Origin of the sequence: Labrenzia sp. C1B70 (assembly GCF_000475395.1) — a bacterium.
Classification (GTDB): Bacteria; Pseudomonadota; Alphaproteobacteria; order Rhizobiales; family Stappiaceae; genus Roseibium; species Roseibium algicola.
In genome coordinates, this window is sequence record NZ_AXCE01000045.1 from 90,948 (window position 1) to 106,832 (window position 15,885).

Genomic DNA, 15,885 nt, shown 5'->3' on the forward strand with positions numbered 1-15,885 from the left:
GCTGGTTCTGACACCAACCGGCCGGGGAAACTGCCAGAGATATCGTTCGGTTCGGAAGATTATCCGAACCGAACGCTTTAAAGGCGACGGGCTGACTTGATCCGGCCTGTTCCGCCAGACGTTTTTCCGGGGACTGACTCTTGGTTGAAAAACGTCATACTATCGAAACCGAATTTGACTTTAAGTGCAGAAATCAGAGCCTGATTTGCGCAAAGTGCCGGGGCTGAGGGGAGTTTAGGTGCTCTATTACATTGTCCGACGTATTTTGATGATGGGTCCCACCTTGCTGGTGATCAGTCTGCTGACTTTCTTCATCATCGAGTTGCCGTCCGGTGATTACATTTCCAACCAGATTGCTGCCCTGAAGTCCTCCGGTGAAAGTTCCTCGGTTGCCAAGCTCGAGTTCCTGAGAAAGGAATTCTCTCTCGATCGTCCCTTCATGGAGCGCTACCTCATCTGGGTCGGCCTCTGGCCGGGACCTCACGGTTTCGACGGGTTGATCCAGGGCAACTGGGGCTGGTCGTTCGAATTCGACAAGCCGGTGGAGCAGGTCATAGGACCGACACTTCCCTTGACCGTGGTCCTGAACTTCGCGACGATCCTGTTTGTCTACGTGGTGTCGTTCCCCATCGGTATTTTCTCTGCAACGCGTCAGTATTCCTGGGGGGACTACGGGTTCACTTTCCTGGGCTATATCGGTCTTGCCACCCCAAACTTTCTGCTTGCGCTCATTCTGCTATATTTCTTCAATCGCTGGTTCGGCCTGTCCGTCGGTGGCCTGATGGATCCTCAGTACATCGATCAGCCCTGGAGCTTCGACAAGGCAATGTCGGTGCTGGCGCATCTGATCGTGCCCACCATCGTGATCGGGACCTCCGGCACGGCGGCCATGATCCGGCGCCTGCGCGCCAACCTGCTTGACGAGCTTCACAAGCAATATGTCACCACGGGCCGGGCGAAGGGGCTGAAGGAAAACCACCTGCTGGTCAAATATCCCCTGCGCATGGCCATCAACCCGTTCATCGCCGACATCGGCAACCTGATCCCGTCGCTTGTTTCTGGCTCGGTGATCGTTTCGGTGGTGATGAGCCTTCCGACAGTCGGGCCGGTTCTTGTGTCCGCGTTACAATCGCAAGACCAGTTCCTGTCAGGGTTCATTCTGCTGTTCGTTGCCATGTTGACGCTGATCGGCATGCTGATCTCCGATCTGTTGCTGGCAGTTCTCGATCCGCGCATTCGTCTTGGCGGGAGGGCCTCGTCATGACCATGGACGTGAAGAACACGCCCACGCGCGAAGTCGAGCATTACGTCGATCCGACGCCGTTCAACCCGGCAGTCACCGAGGAGATGACCGCCGAGCAGGAGCGCTTCTACCAGGCTTCCCAATGGAAGATCATGTGGTGGAAATTCAAGCGCCACAAAATAGCGGTCTGGTCAGGCGTGGTCCTGATCCTGTTCTACCTGTGCGTTCCCTTTGCCGAAGTAATTGCGCCCTATGGCGCTAACAGCCGCGACAGCATGCATCTTTATGCTCCGCCGCAACCGATCCACTTGTTTCACGAAGGCAAGCTCGTCGGCCCGTTCGTCTACGGCATGACCTCGGAAATCGACATGGAAACCCTGCAATGGGTGTTCAAAGACGATCCGAATAATGTCCAGCCGCTCCGCTTCTTCTGCAGCGGCGCAAAATACAAGTTCTGGGGGCTTTGGGACGCGTCCTTCCACCTTGTGTGCCCGGCGGAAGGCGGCACGATGTTCCTGTTCGGAACGGACCGGCTTGGCCGCGATCAGTTCTCGGGACTGGTCTACGGGGCTCGGTTGTCACTCACTGTCGGTCTGATCGGCGTCGTGATCTCAATTGTTCTAGGGCTCTTCTTTGGTGGGATCGCCGGCTATTTCGGCGGCTGGATCGACAGTCTGATCCAGCGGGCGATCGAGATCCTGCGCTCTCTTCCCGAGCTGCCTCTGTGGATGGCGCTCTCTGCGGCGCTGCCTGTCACCTGGAGCCCCGTCTGGATCTATTTCGGCCTGACGATCATCCTTGGTCTGCTGGATTGGCCAGGACTAGCGCGTGCCGTCAGGTCGAAGCTTCTGTCCCTGCGTGAAGAGGAATACGCCAAGGCGGCGGTCCTGATGGGGGCTAAGCCGAAGCGCGTGATCACGCGGCATCTGCTGCCGGGCTTCACAAGCCACATCATCGCGTCGGCGACGCTGTCGATCCCGTCCATGATCCTGGGTGAGACTGCGCTGTCCTATCTTAACCTCGGTCTGCGTCGGCCGGCGGTTTCCTGGGGTGTTCTCTTGAACGAAGCGCAGAACATTTCGGTGGTGACCGTCTATCCCTGGCTGATGGCTCCGGTGTTGCCGATCATCATTGTCGTCCTGGCGTTCAATTTCCTTGGCGATGGTTTGCGCGACGCGGCAGATCCCTATAAGTGATGCATCTGAAATCTGAAGAACCGGCGGGCCGTTCTGGCCCGTCTTGCTGTTAGGAAGTCACAATGTCGAAGAATGCCACCACCGCCGCTGGCTGGGACGAGGAATATGAAGCCGGTCGCTGGGCCTTCCTGCGCTCGCTTCCTGAAAGTGGTCGATATGGCATCATCGGCATGTGGCTGAGCCTGACCGGCTCCATGGATGACGTTCTCGACATCGGCTGCGGCGAAGGCCTGCTCTACGAGCGTTTGCAGCCCATGGGCGTTAAGCGCTATGTCGGCATGGATCTTTCACCGGCTTCCCTGCAGATCGCCAATGTCGACCCGGCCATCGCCAGCCTGCGGGCAGGCGACATGCACACTTTCGAAGCGCAGGAAGGCGAAACGTTCTCCGCCATTGTCTTCAACGAGGTTCTTCACTTCGCGGATGATCCGGCTGCCGTTGTAGCCCGCTACGTCCCGTTCCTGAAGGAAAACGGTGTTATCGCGCTGTCGATGTATTCACCGAAAAAGCCGGAGTCAGGTGCAAACAAGCTGATCAACAAGCTCTGGGAAGCAACCGACGATACCAGCAAGTGGGAAGTGCTTGATGACTATCGTCTCGTCTCCGACAAGAAAGGCGTCACCTGGCGCATGCGCCTGGTGAAGCCGGTGCGATAAGCACCGGAGAGCCCGAAAATCAGCATTGAATATGGCGAACACAGTCCTGCTTCCTCGGTCTGAGGAAGCAGGACTGTTTTGATTCCAGGGGGGGCGGCGTGCTCAGGCAGCGGCTCCCCCGTTCCTGGAGTGCACTTGGTGATCCTCCTCGGGAGGACGATTTGCCCAGTGACAGGTGATCAACCCGGAAGCACGACAATCGTGGACTTGCCGCCCTTGTTCCGAAGGGCGTGCACATCGGCAAGGTCCGGGTCGCGATGCCAGGCCTTGGCGGCATCGGACGTGGGGAAGGACAGCAGGGCAACCATGTTCGGGGCATCGATAGCCGCTTCCAGGACCAGCGGTTCGGGATCCGCCGCAATGACGCTGCCGCCATGGCGGGCGAGAGCGTCTGCAGCTTTTTCACGATAGGCGCCGAGCGCTTCGCGATCCGTCACCGTGATCATGGCAATCGCTTGAATGGACATCTCTTAGTCTCCTTTGCTTGAGATGCCGGAAACCTATCGCAGAGGCAGCTTGCGAAAAATTCTTCAAATTCGTAACCGAACTGTGCAAAAATGCACATGCCATGTATAGCTGGGATGATCTGAAATTCGTGCTCGCCATTGCCAATGCCGGCAGCCTGACAAAGGCCGCCCGCAGCCTTGGTGTAACGCATTCGACTGTGTCGCGGCGGCTGTCGGCGCTGGAAGAGGAAATCGGCGCACGTCTGTTCGACCGTCTTCCGGAAGGGTTCACGCCGACCACCGCCGGCGAAGAGGCGGTTGAAGCCGCCCGCCGGATGGAATTGGAAGTGCTTGCGCTGGACATGCGCATTGCCGCCAAGGATGCCGAACTCGAAGGCCCGCTGCGTGTCACGGCAGCACAGCTGATTTTCCAGGTGCAACTGGCCGAGATTGTCGCGCGCTTCAAGGAGCGGCACCCGGGCATCGACGTCACCATGAATGCGGCCAACGAAATTCTGAGCCTGCACCGGCGCGAGGCCGATATCGCGGTGCGTGTCACCGACAAGCCCGATGAAAGCCTGTTTGGCCGTCTTGCTACAGGCCAGAACCGCTGTTTCTACGTGTCGCGAGACTTTGCCCGCCGATACCGGGACGCGGCGCTCGAAACGGTCACATCGCAGGCAGTGCCTTTCATCGCCTTCAAATGGTGGGGCAACAAGGTGCCGAAGGAAATGCGCGATCGGTACCCCAATGGCGAGGTGGCAACGGTCACCGACGACATGATCACGATGCATGCGGCCGTACGGGCCGGCATGGGCATCGGCCGTTTGCCCTGCTTTCTGGGGGATCCTGATCCCGACTTGATCCGCCTGCCGGGCGTCGAACCGAGCCGTTACTTCGATATCTGGATCCTGACCCATCCGGACCTGAAGAACGTCGCCAGGGTCCGAACCTTTCTTCGCTTTGCGGCCGACGCCTTCAAGGAAAAGAGCAGTCTCTACCTCGGGAATTGAGTGACGTTGCCAGCTGTCAGAGCCAGCGGCGAACGCGCGCGCAATAGTCGAGATACTCCTGACCGAACAGGCGCTTCAGATGCTCTTCTTCAGGCCTGATCTGGAATTCGGTCAGGTACCAGACAAAAGCCGGAACGACGGCGAAAACCGTCGCTGTGCCGAGGTAGATGCCGAATGCCAGCAGCAGCAAAACGTCGGCGACATACATCGGGTTGCGCGACACCCTGTAGAAACCTCGGGTCACCAGAGTTCTGGCTTTATCCGGCGTTATGGGGTTGAAGGTCGTTCCCGCCATGACAAAGCGAAAAAGCGCGTGTCCGCCAATTGCCAGTCCGGCGATGAGGAACACCGCGGCGATCGAAGTCTGACCTGAAAAGGTGAGGTTCAGCGCCGGGAACAGCCTGGCGCCTGCATACAGCAGAAGCAGTCCGATGCCGACGACGACAGGAGGCGGAAGCAACAGGCGCATGGTCGTCCTCAGGACCTCTGAAGAACGATTGGTGCGCCGTGCGGCGTGGCCCTGGCCGCGTCGTCCCAGGCCTTGCGCAGGTCTGCAAGTTGTCCGGCTGCGGCAATGTTCTTGGCTGTGAGCAAACCTTCGAAGGCCGCCAGCCAACGGTCGTAATAGCCTTCGGTCTCGCCGCTTCCGTCGCCATCCTTGGCAAGCTCGGCGCCCAGAGCTTCAGCCCATTCGCCCCAGGTAAACACTCCGGCTTCATGGGCTTTCACGGTCATGGCGAAAACCCTGGCTTCCCAGGGAGCACCGAACACCGGCCCGCCGTCTTCATCCAGCGGCAGGCGCGGCGTTTCGAGAAACTTATCGGGCAAGGTCAAGATAGGGCTCCCAGAGATCGATACGCAGGGAAAGCTTGGGATCGCTGTCAGGACCCCAGATGTCGGTCCCCTTGAAGAGGACACCATAAAGCCAGGTCGGCTGTTCGCCTTCGCCGTGCGCGTTGGTATCCGGAAACACATGAACGCCGTGAATGGCCTCGATCGTGCCGACAGCATCGCGGGCATAGCGGGGAAGGCGAGTGTGGTGTTCTGGGTTCATGCGCCGCGTGTGGACCTTGTCACCGACGCGGAAACGGGCGGGCTGATGTTCCTCTCGGTCGACCGGTGCACCCTTGGCCAGAATTCCGGCAACAGCGTCTGCCGCGAGCACGCGCTTGACCGGCTTCGCGGCTTCAAGTTTCCGGCCTTGTTTCAGTTCCTCTTCCGTAACGAGGCCATTGGCCAGCACAAGTTTTTCAAGCCCCCTGGTCCAGATCTCGTAATAGCTGGAGGTCAGGTAGGTAACTTGCGGCAAGGATTCGCGGGCAAAGCGCGAGGCATCAAGCGTCCAGGAGCCGGTTGCGCCCATGGCCAGCGTTACCGCAAACGCGCGTTCTTCCCATTTGGCATGGAAGTTGGGTTCGTTTTCTTCCAGTTCGATGGGGCCAAAGCCCATCTGTCCGCCAAGATCCTGGGCGCCGTTCATGCCGCATCCTCCAGTTCGGAAGGATCGAGCGCCAGGCCGGTACCAATCATGCTGTTGCGGGTGACGAGATCTGCCAGACGTTCCTCGCTCCATCCGTCTGTTCCCGCAGGGCGTTTGGGGATCACCAGATAGCGGATTTCAGCCGTCGAATCCCAGACGCGAACTTCGGTATCATCCGGCAGCTTTACGCCAAATTCATCCAGAACACCTCGCGGGTCGCGCACGGCGCGGGACCGATAGGGAGCGGACTTGTACCAGACAGGCGGCAAGCCCAGTACTGTCCAGGGATAACAGGAGCACAGTGTACAAACGACCATGTTGTGGGTCTGGTCGGTATTCTCGACCGCCACCATGTGTTCACCCTGACGGCCAGTGAAACCGAACTCGGCGATCGCTGAGGTCGCGTCTTGCAGGAGCCGGTCCCGGTAGTCTGCATCCGCCCAGGCCCGCGCAACAACGCGGGCGCCGTTCTTGGGGCCGATCTTGGTTTCGTAAGTCTCGATCAATTCGTCCAGGGCAGGGGGATCGATATATCCCTTTTCCGTCAGCAGCGTTTCCAAAGCGCGTACACGCAGCTCTATCTCGCTCAATTCGGAATGGTCGTGATCGTGGGAATGATCGTGCTCGTGAGCGGACATGGAAAGCTCCTCGCTGGCAGGTACCTCATATGAGAACGCAGGTCATGGCCTGTCAATTCCAACACGAGGTTGATCGCCTGATTTTGAGAAGGGTCTGTCATCCCGGATCGGTGTTCGACCTGGTCGCATTTGTCCGGGGTGACGGTGTTGCGTGGATTGGTTGTCAAATTAGTTACGAATGTAACCAATTTGACTTAGATCAAGGCGGGTGGGCTGCGGAGCTATATGGTTACATATGTAACTAATTTGGAGGAGCTGTCCCATGAAAATCGAGCAGATGCATCACGTCGCCTATCGTTGCAAGGACGCCAAAGAAACCGTGGAATGGTACGGCAAGATGCTGAACATGGATTTTGTTCTGGCGATCGCCGAAGATCATGTGCCCTCCACCCACGATCCCGATCCTTACATGCACGTCTTCCTGGATGCCGGAAACGGCAACGTCCTGGCGTTCTTCGAACTGCCGACCAAACCCGAAATGGGGTTTGACCCGAATACGCCGCGCTGGGTGCAGCATATCGCCTTCAAGGTGAAGGATCGGGACGAGCTGATTGCGTTCAAGGACCACCTGGAAAAGAACGGTGTCGAGGTTCTGGGCGTGACCGACCACTCAATCTTCCACTCCATCTATTTCTTCGACCCCAACGGTCACCGTGTCGAACTGGCTTGCCCGGATCCCGAAGAAGACCAGCTTCTGGCTCGTCTGGACGAGGTCAAGTGGCAGATGCTGGAAGAATGGTCGAAAACCAAAAGGGCCCCGAAACACGCTGAATGGCTGCACGCCAAAGAGCTGGCCGATGTGTGAGCAAGACACATGCCGCCAGTGCGGCAAATGCCGTTCGATCGATGCCGCCTTGGCGGATCTGGGAGGAAAGCCCGATGTTTCAGACCTATCAATATCCGCAATACAGTTATCGTCAGTCGGTGGAGCAGCAGACAGGTACGGTCAAGCGCCACAAGGTGGTGGTGATCGGAGCTGGGCCGATCGGACTGACGGCTGCGCTTGATTTCGCCCAGCGGGGCATCCCCACCGTCGTTCTGGACGACAACAACACCGTTTCCATTGGCTCGCGCGCAGTCTGTTACGCCAAGCGACCGCTGGAGATCTGGGACAGGCTCGGCTGCGCCACACGCATGATCGACAAGGGTATCGAATGGAAGATCGGCAAGGTCTTCTTCCGCGACGACCTTGCCTACACATTCGACCTTCTGCCGGAAGACGGCCACAAGATCCCGGCCTTCATCAACCTCCAGCAATATTATCTGGAGGAATACATGGTCGACGAGGCTCAGAAATCGAACCTCATAGACCTGCGTTGGAAGCACAAGCTCCTGAATCTGCAACAGGGGGACGATCATGTCGTACTGACCGTCGAAACGCCTGACGGCGTCTTCAAGATGGAAGCAGACTGGGTAGTTGCCTGCGATGGTGCTAACTCCGACACACGCAAGATGGTCGGGGCAGGCTTTTCCGGCCAGTTCTTCCAGGATCGGTTCCTGATCGCCGACATCATCATGAAGGCCGATTTTCCGACCGAACGCTGGTTCTGGTTCGACCCGCCGTTCCACCGGGGGCAGTCTGCTCTTCTGCACAAGCAGTGCGACGATGTCTGGCGGCTGGATTTTCAGCTTGGCTGGGAGGCCGATCCGGAAGAAGAGAAAAAGCCGGAAAACATCATTCCACGCGTCAAGGCGATGCTGGGAGAGGACAAGGAGTTCGAGCTGGAATGGGCCTCTGTCTACCAGTTCGCCTGCCGGCGGATCGATAACTTCCGTTATGGCCGGGTACTGTTCGCGGGCGATGCTGCCCATCAGGTTTCACCCTTCGGCGCGCGCGGCGCCAACACCGGCGTGCAGGACATCGACAATCTGGGCTGGAAGCTGAAACTGGTGCTGGACGGAGACGCCCCGGAAAGTCTGATCGACAGCTACCACACGGAGCGAGCCTTCGCGGCGGACGACAACCTGCTGAACTCGACCAGGTCCACCGATTTCATCACACCGAAAAACGAGGCCTCTCGCAGGTTCCGGGACGCGGTTCTGGATCTTTCCGAGGTGACCGACTTTGCCAAGCCGCTGGTCAACTCCGGACGTCTGTCGGCGCCCACACCTTATGTCGAAAGCACGCTCAACACGGCCGACGAATCCAGTTTCGCAGGCAAGATGTCCCCGGGCACGTGCTGTGCGGACGCACCTGTGAACGTGAACGGTGAGGCGGCCTGGTTCCTCAACCAGATCGGCGACGGGTTCACCTTGCTTGTCTTTGGCGATGAAGCCGCAACAGATGTGTCTGCCGGCAACGTCAAGGCCCGGGTCTTGCGTGTGGGCAAGGACCTGCAGGACAAGGACGGAACCCTTGCAGCCCGCTACGACGCGGCTCCCGGCACGGTCTACCTGATCCGCCCGGACCAGCATGTTGCCGCTCGTTGGCGCTATTTCAACGACAACAAGGTGGAAGCCGCCTTGAAAACTGCGATGGGAGGCGCATGAACCATGCCCCTGAATCTGAAGCTGAACCTGACACGAAACCTTCCCGATCCGGACGGCTTCTATGAGTATCTGGTCTCCAGTCAGCGCCATATGAGTGACGAGGAAGCAAACTGCATGAATGCCAGGCTGATCCTCATCCTCGCCAACCAGATCGGCGATCCGGATGTCCTCAAAGCCGCCATCGACTTTGCGGCCAATCCGAAGGCGGCAAAGAAAAGGGAAGCAGCCTGAGCAGAAGGGGATGGAGCACATGTGGTTCACGCTCCAGTGGCTGTTGTCCGAATGGCTTCAAAACCCTTGATTTTCTGCAATGTCGAGCATGAGGAACCTGTCATCCCAGCGAAGGCCGGGATCCAGTAATCTGCTGACCCCGCCGTGGTTTTCAGCCGGGTCTCGCGGATACCGGGTCCCGGTCTTGCCGCTTGTGCGGCAAACCGGGACGACAAGGAAAAAGATCGGAAGCAGGCGCCTTTCACTCACACCCTGAGCCGCGCCATCGCAAAGGCGTCGACAAACGACCCGGAGCGGAAGGCAAAGTCCTTGTGGGTGCCTTCGATCTCGAAGCCAAGTGTCTGATAGAGCCTGACGGCGGCTTCGTTGTCGGTGAAGACCGTCAGTTCCAGGCGGCGGATGTTCATCCAGTTGTCCGCTATTTCGATCAGCTCTGTCAGCATCGCCCGGCCGATCCCGCGTCCGGTGTAATCGTCGTGTACGCCCATGCCCAGACTGGCCGCATGTCCGCGCCGTCCGGCGGAACGGGCAAAACCGGCGGCGGCGACCAGCGTCCCGCCCAAAATGCCGACAAGGGACACCTTGTCCGGAGAGGACTGGTTCACACGGGCCTCGACGTCCTTGCGCCTGGGATAGGGCAGGCGCAAGGTACCTGCCCGGAACTTCGGCAGACCTTGCAGGACGGTCAAACCGTCCACGTCGTCCGGTGTTTCGGCGCGTATACTCAGGCCTTCGGGCCAGCTACCTGGCCTGGAGACCGGTGCAAATTCCGCGGGGATGTCTGAAATGCTCATTTTGCTCTCATTCGTTGGATCGAGAGAGCAGGCATCTGACAAACCCTGCTCTTCGAAGCAGGGTTGCGATGCGATCCGGCTAGATGTCTTCAGCCAACAGTGATCCCCTCGCGTCCCCTGCGGGAACGACGTTATGCACCACGGTTAGATGAAGGGTCGCGCGATTGATCATGCCTCACAATCTTATGTTGTGCGCTGTCTGTCAATTGACGGCATAAGATCTCGTCTGGGGGAATCTCCGCCAAGCCGTTTTGCAAACGAAATGCCTGACGTCACACTGGGAGCATCGATCATGACATTGGAGGCCGGGGTGAAAATCGGGCTGGGCGGAGGGTGCCATTGGTGCACGGAGGCCGTCTTTCAGGCAATTGCTGGCATTTCGAAGGTGGAACAGGGCTTCATCCGCTCCGATCCGCCAGAAAATGCCTGGTCAGAAGCGGTGGTGGTGACCTTCGATCCAGTCGTGCTGCCGCTGGAGGTCCTGCTCGAGATCCATCTGCGTACCCACTCCAGCACCTCCCACCACAAGATGCGCGGCAAGTATCGCAGTGCCGTCTACGTTTATGACGCCGGTACAGGTGTGAAGGTCGGAAGGCTGATGCGCGCCTTGCAGCAGCGCTTTGACGAACCGCTAGTGACGCGGGTAATGACGCTTGCCGAGTTCAAGGCCTCGGACGAACAGTTCCGGAACTACTATGCCAAGGGACCGGAACGCCCGTTCTGCAAGACCTATATCGACCCGAAGCTCGCCCTCCTGCGCAAACAATTTGCTGCTGCTCTGAAGCCGGAACGACTGGAAGCCGCGGAATAGACGAAGACTTTAAACAGGTCTGATTTTTGTCTCTCAGGGATGAGGATGCGGAAAGCCGTGGCGCTCGGTGAGGGCGGCGAGGATCGCGTCCTTGTCATTGATGAAGCCGCCTTCGGAGAGCACCAGCACAGGCAGGGACTGATTGTCTTCCCCCAGAAGTTCGGCCACTTCCCTGCGCGGTTTCGGCCAGGCAATGCGGCGAACGTCAAGCCGGTCCGCAAGCTCCGGAAACGAGGCGAGCACGCCTTCCATGAGCGCGCAATGCCAGCAATGAAGGTCTTGCCGGGATAGGCGGGGTCTTCGAATCCAGGGGCGAGTATGTAGAGCGTGTCTTTCATGCCTTGGGCCTTTGCGTCGACTCACCGGATTTGGATCTGGCGCAGCTATGCGGCAGACCAGCCCAAGCTGCAAGCTCCTGATCCATTCTGGTAAGGCAGACCATCTGGCAGGAGTAGGTCACCCCTAAAAGGCCACCCAGGGCGACCGCAGAGAGTAGACCCCGGATCTGCGCGGTGCTTGGCCGGGGAGACGCATAACTTTTGCTCGTCTGGCGCCTCTCGCCTCAGACAGAGGCTCTCACCCGAACGGCCAGGAACCGTTCTCGCCAAAGAGGCTTTTCACGTCCGGCCATTCAGCGCCTTCATGATGAGCGGCGATCTCCAGAAAGATCTCCAGAAACTCGAAGCAGCCGTCGTCATGCACCAGATGGTGCGTCAGGAGGCCAACCGGCTCGGTGCCGGTGTTGCGCCTTCGGGTAAGCTGCAGGTCGAAACGCAGGCGCGCGCTTTCCCAGCCGATGAAGCGCACCTGCTTTTTCCATTTCAGGATGTCGATGTGCGACTGGAGTTGATGCGCCCGCGGAAAGTTGTGCCAGGTGAAGGTCGAAAGACCCGACAGGCCGATACCGGGCAGGCGGCGGGAGATTTCAGGATCGATCCGGTTCCAGGGCGGCACCATGGCCTTCACGAACTTGTCGCCAAAGAGTTCCCACAGGCGGTCATGACCTGCCTTGAGCTCGGCCATCAGGTCGTCCGGATCCCGCCGGGAACCAAGCTCGGCTGCTTTTTCGCCGAGGTCCTTCCGTTGGAAATTCTTGTGCTGCCAGCCGTGTTGCAGAACCAGCGCATGTGGTTCATCGGCGAACCGTTCTGCAAGGGCTTTCGTCGCCATCTTGGGGATGACCGCGAAAGCCAGATCGACCGTGTGGGTGTTGGCAAGCGACAACATGCGTTCAAGAGCTGGTGTCGGTTCGATAGCGTCGTCATCGCGCCACCAGAAGCGGACCTTGCGGTCGCGTTCGGCAAACCAGTCGAGATGATCGGTAAGCTCCTGCCGGAAGCGCTGCGGGTCAGTGGTCATGACATCCGGTCTTTCAGGTCTTGAAGCAGGACACGGGCGCTTTCCTCCGCACCACCCAGGCGGACGCTGTGCTTGCTGCGCGGAAGAGCCAGCGCATCGTCAATGGCAGCGGCAAGCCGCTCCGGTGTGAGGTCTGCTTCCGGCGTAACGATTGCCCGTCCGTGGCCGGCAAGCGCTTCCGCGCGTTGTGTCTGTTCGGTCTCGTTGATCTGGGCAAAGGGCACGAAGACAGCCGGAACACCAGCCTGAAGAATGTCGAGCACGGTGTTGTAGCCTGCCTGGCTGACGGAAAGGCGCGCCCGTTTCAAAAGGTCCGGAAAGTCGCGCCGGGCGCGCTCTACAATGACGCCATCCACCGCGCTTTGCCGGTAAATGGCAAAGGCGTCGTCGGAAATGTCGTGACCGATCAGCACCCGCCACCGCGTGTCTTCCGCGCGGCGCGACAGCGGTCTGGCTTCCAGTGCCGCCGACAGCAGGCTTTCGGCAACAGCACCGCCACCGCAGGAAATGATCACCTCGTCCTCGCCGTCCGGTCCTTCCACAGCAGGCCGTGGATCACCGCCGACATAACCGGTGTAGCGAACCAGATGGTCGACCTCCTCGGCAAAGGGGAAACTGTCTGCAAGGCGGATGAAGTCCGGATCGGAATGGATCAGGATCCGGTCGTAGAATTTCAGCGCCTGGTCCGCCATCAAGCGTTCTTTCCAGAGCTGCTTCTTGCGCACCAGAATGTCGCGAATGGATGTGGCAATCAGCGGGACCTTGCTGCTTGCCTTGGCGGTTTCCAGAAGAGGGGCCAGTTCGAAGTCAAGCTGGCGACGACCGAAGGGGTAGGTCTCGGTCAGGAGCAGGTCGAAGTCGTCGGCCTCAAGAACTTGAATCGATGCTTTAACGCGGGCGATTTTCCAAGCATCGTCAATATCTTCATTGTCCAAAGTCACAAGACGCTTGAAGGTCGCGTCCGGACTTCTGCAGGCTGGCAGTTCGACGATCTTCAGTGATCCGGTGTCGAGTGTCGGCGGTATTGTGTTGCCGCTGGCAAGTGTCACCTCAACGCCTTCGGCGGCCAGTGCCTTGCCGATGGCCGCGGCGCGCACGACATGGCCTGTCCCGAGCAGATGCTGAACATGTATGAGGGCCTTGAAGCTCATGCGTCTTTCGTCTCCCGGCGGCTCAAGTGGTTCCGCATGGCCTTTTCGGCAAGTGCTTCCAGCCGGGCAGCGCCTGCCGAAAGCGTATGGAAATGAAGGATGTGGTGGCGGGCTGCCAGGCCAAGCCTGTCCACAAGCGCCGGTTCCCGCATGGCTCGGCTGAGGTTGGCGGCAAGCGCGGATACATCGCCCTCGGGGGACAGCAATCCCGTTTCGCCATCACGGACAATGTCGGGAACACCGAAGGTGTCACCGGCAATCACGCCGACGCCTGCTGCCTGCGCTTCCAGAAACACGAGACCAAATGCTTCCCGGATTGCGGGCCAGACGAAAAGGTCGTGCCGCGCGTATTGGGCTGGCAGGTCGTCACCGGCAAGGGCGCCGAGCCAGGTGATCCGTTCGGGTGGAAACAGGGCAAGGACCTGCTCGCGCATCGGGCCGTCGCCGATGAGCGTCAAATGCCAGGGCAGGTCCCGAAGTTCGACCAGTGCCGCGGCAAGCACTTCGTAAGAGCGCTGCTTGTCACCTTCGCGCATCATGCCCACGGAGAGCAGTTTCAAAGGACTTGCCGCAAGCGGCTTGGCATTGGTCGATGCGGCGAGAAAGGGATCGGCATCCAGAAACGGCAGAAGGACCGACAGGCAACGATGCGGCACGACCGCCGCAAGGCATTCGGCATCAGCGTTGTGGATGGCGGCAACGGCATCAGCGCGCTTCAAGGCTTCATCCGCGGCAGCAAACCCGAAGGTCCAGTCGCCCTGCTGCCGTTTCGGAGCACGGCTGGCTTCAACGATCGCATAGGGAAGGTCGAACCGGTCGGCAAGCGCCGGGCCGATCCAGTCCGGCGCCTTGTGATAGAGATGATAGGTCAGGAACAGATCCGGCCGGTAGCCTGATTGTTGCCAGTCGGCGCTTATCCGGTCTGCCTCTGCCAGCGCCTCATTCCGTACCTCTGACTGAATGTCGTCGCTGCCATCCTTGCGCCAGGACCTGAAACGGCTGGCAATCGTCACTTCGTGCCCCAGACTTTCCAGAGCCTTCACGATCAACCGTCCCATGGTCCGGTCGCCGGACGGGACCGGATGATCCAGGGGTTTCATCGGGGCAGTGAAGGCAATTTTCATGGTTTTCCTGGCGTTCTGCCTAAAGGACTTTGCGGAACTTGTCTGCAAGGCGGTCGAGGCCGGGGTCTGTCGAGAACGTTGTTCTAACCCTCTTGGCCGCGGCAAGGCCGAGACCGTGACGGGTCTCGGGGGCGGTAATAAGGCGCTGCATGGCCTCGGCCAGTTCCTTTGGTGCGCCAGGGGTAACAAGCACACCGGTTTCACCGTCGAGGATCAGTTCGGGTATCGCCGAAACCTTGGTGGACAGGCAGCAGATGCCCATGGACTGGGCTTCCATCAGGACATTGGGCAGGCCGTCGCGGTCACCGGATTTCGCGAGCTTCGATGGCAGGACGAAGAGATCAGCCTCGCGGCAGGTGGCGATCACCTCCTCGCGTGGCTGTGCCCCCCGCCAGGTGATCCTGTCCGACAGTCCAAGCGCATCCGCCTGTGCCTTCAGGTGCTCGGAAAGGTCTCCGCCGCCGATATGGGTGAAGTGCCAGTTGAGAGCGGCAGGTAGCTTTGCAAGAGCATCCAGAAGGTCGTCATAGCCTTTCTTTTCCACGGCACGGCCAACGGAAACCAGACGCACGGGCTCACCGCTGCCATCACGCGTCGTGGCTTTGGTCTTGGGCTCCGGAAAGCCGGAAAAGTCGAGGCCGTGATAAAGCAGCTCGATCTTGTCCGGATCCTCGGCAAGGCCTTTCAGGTGTTCGGCATTGACCGCGGTACAGGTCACGCCCCAGGCCGCATCGTTGATCTTGGTTTTCAGGTCCCAGTCGGGGCTGGTCCAGATGTCCTTGGCGTGTGCGGAGAAAGACCATTTGCGGCCGGATAGATGCGCGGCATATCGCGAGGCGGAGCAGGGGGTGTGCAGATAGTGGGTGTAGATCCAGGTCACGTCTTCCGGCAGTTCATGGGCGAAGACGCAACCCTGAGCCCACCTGCGTCGCCGGTCGGCGTTGGGTTGATGCTCGAAATCGGCATCGAACAGAGCCTTGGCAGCCTCGAAGGTCGGCTGTTTCTCCGCCCAGCGTTTGGCGCGGGCAACCCGGGCCGGGTCGTCTTTCACGTATTCCGGCAGATACATGACTTCTGCTGAAATCTGCCGGTGCAGATCGTGAATGTACGGGTCGTACGGCTTGCGCAGGGCAACGATCAGGATCTCGATACCTCGCCGCTCCAGACCAAGCATTTCCTGGGCGATAAAGGTTTCGGACAGGCGAGGATAGCCTTTGACCACAACGGCGATACGGGACATCGGTCAGCCCTTG

General features: G+C 59.4%; 18 protein-coding genes and 1 pseudogene. 8 read left to right on the plus strand and 11 right to left on the minus strand.

Annotation, left to right across the window (positions count from 1 at the left end; all coding sequences use genetic code 11):
- Window positions 1-238 precede the first annotated feature (238 nt).
- The 3 genes from Q666_RS58380 to Q666_RS58390 all read left to right on the plus strand — a co-directional run bounded on the left by Q666_RS58380 (window position 239) and on the right by Q666_RS58390 (window position 3,095).
- Window positions 239-1,264, plus strand: a complete 1,026-nt coding sequence (locus tag Q666_RS58380; protein ID WP_031268102.1) for an ABC transporter permease — start codon at window positions 239-241, stop codon at window positions 1,262-1,264.
- Window positions 1,261-2,439, plus strand: a complete 1,179-nt coding sequence (locus Q666_RS58385) for an ABC transporter permease (RefSeq protein ID WP_022997806.1) — start codon at window positions 1,261-1,263, stop codon at window positions 2,437-2,439. The genes Q666_RS58380 and Q666_RS58385 overlap by 4 nt, the downstream gene beginning before the upstream one ends.
- Before the next feature lie 62 nt (window positions 2,440-2,501).
- Complete coding sequence (locus Q666_RS58390) at window positions 2,502-3,095, plus strand: class I SAM-dependent methyltransferase (protein ID WP_022997805.1); 594 nt, start codon at window positions 2,502-2,504, stop codon at window positions 3,093-3,095.
- A gap of 179 nt (window positions 3,096-3,274) precedes the next feature.
- Here Q666_RS58390 and Q666_RS58395 read toward each other — a convergent pair whose 3' ends face one another.
- Entirely contained in the window at window positions 3,275-3,562 is a 288-nt protein-coding gene (locus Q666_RS58395; protein WP_022997804.1) for a DUF1330 domain-containing protein, read from the minus strand.
- A gap of 101 nt (window positions 3,563-3,663) precedes the next feature.
- Between Q666_RS58395 and Q666_RS58400 the strand changes: the two genes are divergently transcribed.
- A complete protein-coding gene (locus Q666_RS58400; protein WP_022997803.1) occupies window positions 3,664-4,554 on the plus strand; it encodes a LysR family transcriptional regulator in 891 nt (296 codons plus the stop codon).
- A 16-nt stretch (window positions 4,555-4,570) separates the two neighbouring features.
- On the opposite strand, the gene Q666_RS58405 is transcribed toward Q666_RS58400, so the two are convergent.
- The 4 genes from Q666_RS58405 to nthA are packed head-to-tail and all read right to left on the minus strand — an operon-like array spanning window position 4,571 to window position 6,672.
- A complete protein-coding gene (locus tag Q666_RS58405; RefSeq protein ID WP_022997802.1) occupies window positions 4,571-5,023 on the minus strand; it encodes an isoprenylcysteine carboxylmethyltransferase family protein in 453 nt (150 codons plus the stop codon).
- An 8-nt stretch (window positions 5,024-5,031) separates the two neighbouring features.
- Window positions 5,032-5,382: a nitrile hydratase accessory protein gene (locus Q666_RS58410; protein ID WP_031268099.1), complete on the minus strand. Its 351-nt coding sequence runs from the start codon at window positions 5,380-5,382 to the stop codon at window positions 5,032-5,034.
- Entirely contained in the window at window positions 5,372-6,034 is a 663-nt protein-coding gene (gene nthB / locus Q666_RS58415; RefSeq protein WP_022997800.1) for a nitrile hydratase subunit beta, read from the minus strand. The genes Q666_RS58410 and nthB overlap by 11 nt, the downstream gene beginning before the upstream one ends.
- Window positions 6,031-6,672: a nitrile hydratase subunit alpha gene (gene nthA / locus Q666_RS58420; protein WP_022997799.1), complete on the minus strand. Its 642-nt coding sequence runs from the start codon at window positions 6,670-6,672 to the stop codon at window positions 6,031-6,033. Before nthA ends, nthB begins: the two co-directional genes overlap by 4 nt.
- Window positions 6,673-6,934: 262 nt before the next feature.
- Between nthA and Q666_RS58425 the strand changes: the two genes are divergently transcribed.
- From Q666_RS58425 to Q666_RS58435, 3 genes are all read left to right on the plus strand, one after another.
- Window positions 6,935-7,477: a VOC family protein gene (locus Q666_RS58425; protein ID WP_022997798.1), complete on the plus strand. Its 543-nt coding sequence runs from the start codon at window positions 6,935-6,937 to the stop codon at window positions 7,475-7,477.
- A gap of 74 nt (window positions 7,478-7,551) precedes the next feature.
- Window positions 7,552-9,162, plus strand: a complete 1,611-nt coding sequence (locus tag Q666_RS58430; protein WP_031268098.1) for an FAD-dependent oxidoreductase — start codon at window positions 7,552-7,554, stop codon at window positions 9,160-9,162.
- A 3-nt stretch (window positions 9,163-9,165) separates the two neighbouring features.
- Window positions 9,166-9,393: a DUF2783 domain-containing protein gene (locus Q666_RS58435; protein ID WP_022997796.1), complete on the plus strand. Its 228-nt coding sequence runs from the start codon at window positions 9,166-9,168 to the stop codon at window positions 9,391-9,393.
- 245 nt (window positions 9,394-9,638) lie between these two features.
- On the opposite strand, the gene Q666_RS58445 is transcribed toward Q666_RS58435, so the two are convergent.
- The gene (locus Q666_RS58445; RefSeq protein ID WP_022997794.1) at window positions 9,639-10,187 is read right to left on the minus strand and encodes a GNAT family N-acetyltransferase; all 549 of its coding nucleotides are present in this window, start codon (window positions 10,185-10,187) and stop codon (window positions 9,639-9,641) included.
- Window positions 10,188-10,449: 262 nt separating this feature from the next.
- On the opposite strand from Q666_RS58445, the gene Q666_RS58450 reads away from it, so the two are divergent.
- Window positions 10,450-10,998: a peptide-methionine (S)-S-oxide reductase gene (locus Q666_RS58450; RefSeq protein WP_022997793.1), complete on the plus strand. Its 549-nt coding sequence runs from the start codon at window positions 10,450-10,452 to the stop codon at window positions 10,996-10,998.
- Window positions 10,999-11,031: 33 nt separating this feature from the next.
- On the opposite strand, the pseudogene Q666_RS58455 reads toward Q666_RS58450, so the two are convergent.
- The 5 genes and pseudogenes from Q666_RS58455 to Q666_RS58475 form a co-directional block, all read right to left on the minus strand.
- Window positions 11,032-11,336, minus strand: a pseudogene (locus Q666_RS58455) (DUF3088 domain-containing protein).
- Between the two features lie 238 nt (window positions 11,337-11,574).
- On the minus strand, window positions 11,575-12,357 hold the full coding sequence (locus Q666_RS58460) for a polysaccharide deacetylase family protein (RefSeq protein WP_022997791.1): 783 nt from the start codon (window positions 12,355-12,357) through the stop codon (window positions 11,575-11,577).
- Window positions 12,354-13,508, minus strand: coding sequence for a glycosyltransferase (locus tag Q666_RS58465; RefSeq protein WP_022997790.1), 1,155 nt, complete (start codon window positions 13,506-13,508; stop codon window positions 12,354-12,356). The genes Q666_RS58460 and Q666_RS58465 overlap by 4 nt, the downstream gene beginning before the upstream one ends.
- Entirely contained in the window at window positions 13,505-14,632 is a 1,128-nt protein-coding gene (locus Q666_RS58470) for a glycosyltransferase family 4 protein (protein WP_022997789.1), read from the minus strand. Before Q666_RS58470 ends, Q666_RS58465 begins: the two co-directional genes overlap by 4 nt.
- 19 nt (window positions 14,633-14,651) lie before the next feature.
- Window positions 14,652-15,872 (minus strand): glycosyltransferase family 4 protein, encoded by a 1,221-nt coding sequence (locus tag Q666_RS58475; protein WP_022997788.1) that lies wholly within the window; start codon window positions 15,870-15,872, stop codon window positions 14,652-14,654.
- Window positions 15,873-15,885 lie beyond the last annotated feature (13 nt).